This is a genomic window from Vibrio sp. S234-5, from assembly GCF_000960595.1.
In the GTDB taxonomy this organism is placed as follows: domain Bacteria; phylum Pseudomonadota; class Gammaproteobacteria; order Enterobacterales; family Vibrionaceae; genus Vibrio.
In genome coordinates, this window is sequence record NZ_JZAM01000042.1 from 1 (window position 1) to 670 (window position 670).

Here is a 670-nt window from a genome sequence, read left to right on the forward strand (position 1 = left end):
CCTGTTTTACGGCTTGAGTGAACCACGAATCTGAGGGTAAAAGTGCTCATTTGCCGACAACACAAAACGAATGGCCGGAGAAACCTAAAAAGATTGAACTCCTAAATTTACCTGAGTTGCATAACGCTTTCTAAACTACACAATATCTCACAATCTGCCATTGAAGTGTCGTGTTTGTATGAGAACAATCGTATAGAAAACAAATAAAACTATCTAGAACAATCTGCTAGTGTTGGAGGATTGCTCACATCGAAAATTAGACTGCGAAACGTTGTCTAGTTGTTGATGTTCTCGATATTAGCTTGAGGAGACCTGTCGCCTAACAACGCAGCCATGATTTTTGCCACCGAAAATCACACAGGAAAAGAGAATTCCGAAGAAGTGGACAAACTTCACGCCAAGATCGGTCAATTGACCATGGAAAATGATTTTTTGGCCAAAGTGCTCGGTCGTTAGACCGAGCCCAGCGAAAGAGTTCGCTGGTTAAATCCACCCCATTGCCGATAAAGCGCCAGTGTGAGCTGCTCAATATTGCTCGCTCTACCGCTTACTATCAACCCATAGGACTCTCTGCTGAGGAGATTGCGTTGCGCCGTATGATTGACGAAATTCATCTTCAGTATCCGTTTATGGGCAGTCGGCGCATTCGAACTGAGCTGGCTAAGAAGGG

At 44.3% G+C, this 670-nt stretch carries 1 pseudogene; it reads left to right on the forward strand.

Annotated features, from left to right (window positions below):
* Positions 1 to 324: 324 nt before the first annotated feature.
* Positions 325 to 670, forward strand: a pseudogene (locus tag UF06_RS23390) (IS3 family transposase); the annotation flags it as partial.